The sequence below is a fragment of the Nitratidesulfovibrio liaohensis genome, assembly GCF_011682075.1.
Lineage (GTDB): Bacteria > Desulfobacterota > Desulfovibrionia > Desulfovibrionales > Desulfovibrionaceae > Cupidesulfovibrio > Cupidesulfovibrio liaohensis.
Window position 1 is genome coordinate 1 of sequence record NZ_VSMK01000291.1, and the last position, 3546, is coordinate 3546.

General features: G+C 68.4%; 4 protein-coding genes. All 4 read right to left on the bottom strand.

What is annotated here, in order from left to right; genetic code table 11:
• Window positions 1–249: 249 nt before the first annotated feature.
• A complete protein-coding gene (locus tag FVW27_RS10510; RefSeq protein WP_167124958.1) occupies window positions 250–1395 on the bottom strand; it encodes a FapA family protein in 1146 nt (381 codons plus the stop codon).
• A gap of 119 nt (window positions 1396–1514) precedes the next feature.
• Window positions 1515–1859 (bottom strand): STAS domain-containing protein, encoded by a 345-nt coding sequence (locus FVW27_RS10515; protein WP_167124960.1) that lies wholly within the window; start codon window positions 1857–1859, stop codon window positions 1515–1517.
• Window positions 1808–2305, bottom strand: a complete 498-nt coding sequence (locus FVW27_RS10520; RefSeq protein ID WP_167124962.1) for an ATP-binding protein — start codon at window positions 2303–2305, stop codon at window positions 1808–1810. The genes FVW27_RS10515 and FVW27_RS10520 overlap by 52 nt, the downstream gene beginning before the upstream one ends.
• Before the next feature lie 13 nt (window positions 2306–2318).
• Window positions 2319–3546 (bottom strand): PP2C family protein-serine/threonine phosphatase (locus FVW27_RS10525; protein WP_243838343.1); only part of this gene is annotated, 1228 nt, incomplete at its 5' end.

The window sequence follows — 3546 nt, forward strand, 5'->3', positions numbered from 1 at the left end:
GCCGGGGCCCAGCATGGCCATGGTGCGGCCATCCACGGTCACTTCGATGTCGGTGACGGACGTATCGTCGGCACCCGTGCCCTGCGGGCGGGGCGAGGGCAGCACGCGGGCCGCCAGCCCGGGGCGGGGGGCTGTATGGCGCGGGGTATCGTCAACTGGCGGCATGGTCCGTGAAATGCCTTTGCTCGGGGCAGCGCCCGGTTGCGGTTGGAGGGGATACGGGCGCGCCAGTGCGGTTCCTGCGGTCCGTCAGCGGTGGGCGGCGCCGTGCCCGGGGGGCAGGGCGGGCGATTCCACCGCCAGTTCGCCGTCACGCAAAATGATGCGCACGTCGCGCAATTCCTCGCGCACTTCCATCCATGATTCCTCGATGGAAATCTCCACGCCGGGCATGATGCGCCCCGGCACCACCAGGCGGCAGCGTTCGGCTATGGGGCCGCCGCGCTTCAGGTCTTGCCACAGCGCGGCGCGCTGGCGCAGCAGCCGGTCCATCTTCTTCAGCGCGGCCTCCAGGCGGCGCACCGGCTCTTCCTTGCCCGCCGGTGTATCGGCGGCCACGGCCTCGTAGTGGATGATGCGCTGGCGCAGGTCGCGGATGTTTTCCTCCAGCCGGGTGATCTTGCGGAACTTGAACGGGTCGTACCCCAGGTTGACCTTGGTGGGGGTGCCCTGGGCCCCGCCCAACTGGTTTTCGATGTACACCACGCCCGCGCCGTGCACGGTCCCCCCCTGCACGCGGTCCTTCACGACGAGGTTCGCCCCGGCGTAGATACGGCAGTGCAGGGCAAAGCGCTCGATGTACATGTTGCCGTGCGAGCGCAGTTCCGCATTTTCGGCAAAGGGCACCCGCAGGGTGTCGCCCGCATCCAGCAGGCAGCTCTTGCCGCCCTTGATGCCGCTTTCGCAGGCAATGGCCCCGCGCGCACGCACCACCGCGCCTTCCACCACGCCCTTGACCAGAATATTGTCGGCCTGGATTTCGAAGCCGGGCTTCACGTCGGCATGGATGGCCATGTCGCCCACGAAAAAGATGTTGCCGGTGTGAAAGTCCACGTCGCGGCGCACGTTGAGCATCTTCTTCACCGTGATCAGCCCGTCGTGGTAGAAGACGTACCCGTTGGCGTCGGCCACCACCCGGTTGGGCGAATCGGGATCCAGTTCGCAGTTGGGGCCGCAGGGCAGTTCGGCGGGCGGTGTGTCGTACACGTGGCGCGGGTCCAGCGGGCCTTCGCCTGCTTCCTCCAGCGGCACCAGTTCCGCCAGCACCTGTCCCTTCACCACGTTCTGGACGTAGCCGAGATTGTAGCGGTCGATGTTGCCGGCATCGTCCGCCTTTGGCTTCAGGTGCATGTAGTCGAAGTCGGGCTCGAAATGGTGGCGCAGGTAATATGGCATGTGGCGCTCTCCGTGGGCTGTGCCTGCGGCGCCGCGTGGCGCGCCGCGTACCCGGACTGCGGGCGGGGGAAGACCGTGTTCTGCCGTGACCGATCTGCACATGCTCCGTGCTTGCGGGATTAATCCGGCAGCAGGGCCAGCAGATCTTCCTCGTCATCAAGGATGGGGAAGAACCCGGTGAGTTGCGCGGTTTCCATGGTGTGCACCGCTTCGGCGGTGGGCCGGTACAGCAGCAGGCGGCGGCCCATGGACCGGGCCTTGGTGCTGGCGGCCACCAGCGTGCCCAGCCCGGAGCTGTCCATGAACGACACGGCGCCAAGGTCCAGCACCACGTCGGACACGCCCTTGCGGGCGAACAGCCGTTCCAGTTCGTTGCGGACCTCCGTGGCGTTGGCCAGGGTCAGTTCGCCGGTCAGCGCCGCGACAAGGATGTTTCCGTGATCGTCAAGTTCGAGGTGCGCCATTGTTCCTCCGGGATGGCCAATTGCAGGTGCAGGGTGTTGCCGTCCGGACCGGCATCACCCGTCACGGCATCGCACAGGCAGGCGATGATGCGCAAGCCCCGTCCGGACGTGGCTTCGGGGGGTACCCCCGGCATGTCGGATGTGCGGGCAGCGCCAGACACGCCGGGCGGGGGCAGCGGGCAGACTGGGCAGCCGCGCCCCCAGTCGGTGACGGCCAGTTCCATGCCCACGCGCGGGGTCACCGTCAGGCGCACCCGCACCGGGCCGGGCTGTCCTTCCGGGTAGGCGTGGCGCACCACGTTGGCGCATGCCTCCGCCGTGACCAGTTCCAGGGGATGCACCAGTGTGGGCGCGGCCAGGTAGGCGGCCATGGTCGCGGCAATGCCGCGCACGAAGGGGCGATAGGTTTCGCGCAGGGCGGTGGTGGAGAATTCGTAGCTGTGCATGGCGCGTTTCCGTTCAATCGGCCTTGGCGGGTTCGTCTGGCCTGACCTGCTCGTCTGGCTTGACCAGTTCGCCCGGCCTGACCTGCTCGTCTGGCTTGACCAGTTCACCCGGCCTGACCTGCTCGTTTGACTTGACCGGTGCGCCCATGATGGGGCCGTCACGGCGTATCCACAGGGCGGTCACGTCGTCACGGAAGGGCGGCATGCCCCCTGCCGCATCGCGCAGGGCCGATTCCATGGCGGCAAGCACCTCGTTGCCCGCGCGCAGGCACGGTTCGGTCAGTTCCAGGAATCGTTCCGGGCCAAGATGCGTGCCACCGGGCGCCGTCCAGTCGTGCAGGCCGTCGGTGAACAGCAGCAACTGGCTGCCGGGCGGAAAGGCGCGCAGTTCCGCCGCGAAATCGGCATTGAAGAACCCCAGCAACGGCGCGTTGGAAGGCAGACGGGTGATCTGTCCGTCACCCCCGCGCAGCAGGGCCGGGCAGTGGCCGGCGTTGACGTATTCCAGCGTGCCCGCGGCAAAGTCGATGTCGCCAGCGAACAGGGTGACGAAGTCCGGCTCGCCGCCGATGATGTCCACCAGGTGCCGGTTGATGCGCCGCACGGTCTCCGGCAGCGGCTGGGGCGGCATGCCGTCGGCATGGCGGGCGGCGGCGCCGTCGTTCTGGGCGCGCACCAGGGTGCGCACGATGCTCATGAGAAAGGCGGCGCGGGCACCATGTCCGGATACGTCGGCAATGACCACCCGCAGCACCGGGGCGTCGGCGTCGGGTGGGACATGTCGTGTTGGCGGGTCGGGCTGTTCCGGGGATGCAGGCGGGACGGCATCGGCCGGGGGGCGCGGGGGCAGCAGGAAGTAGTCGAAATAATCGCCGCTGGCATCGCCGGAGGGGCGGTACAGGCTTTCCACATGCAGGCCGGGCAGATACGGCGAGGAAGAAGGCAGCAGACGCATCTGCAATTCGGCCACGCGGGCCATCTCGCGGGTCAGTCTGTCGGAATAGGCGCGCAGTCGGCGGGCCATGCGGGCCTGCCGGGCACCCACGGACACGCGGGCGTCCAGTTCCAGCGGTTCCAGCGGCAGGCGCAGGGCGTCGTTGGCGCCCATGGCCAGCGCATCGGCCCGCAGGGCATGGTCGTCCGGTTCGGTAAGCACGATGAGGAACACGTCCTCGTCGCCGCGCACGGCGCGGATGGCCCGCACCAGATCGAGCACGGGACGGTGGTCGCCGGTGTGCGCC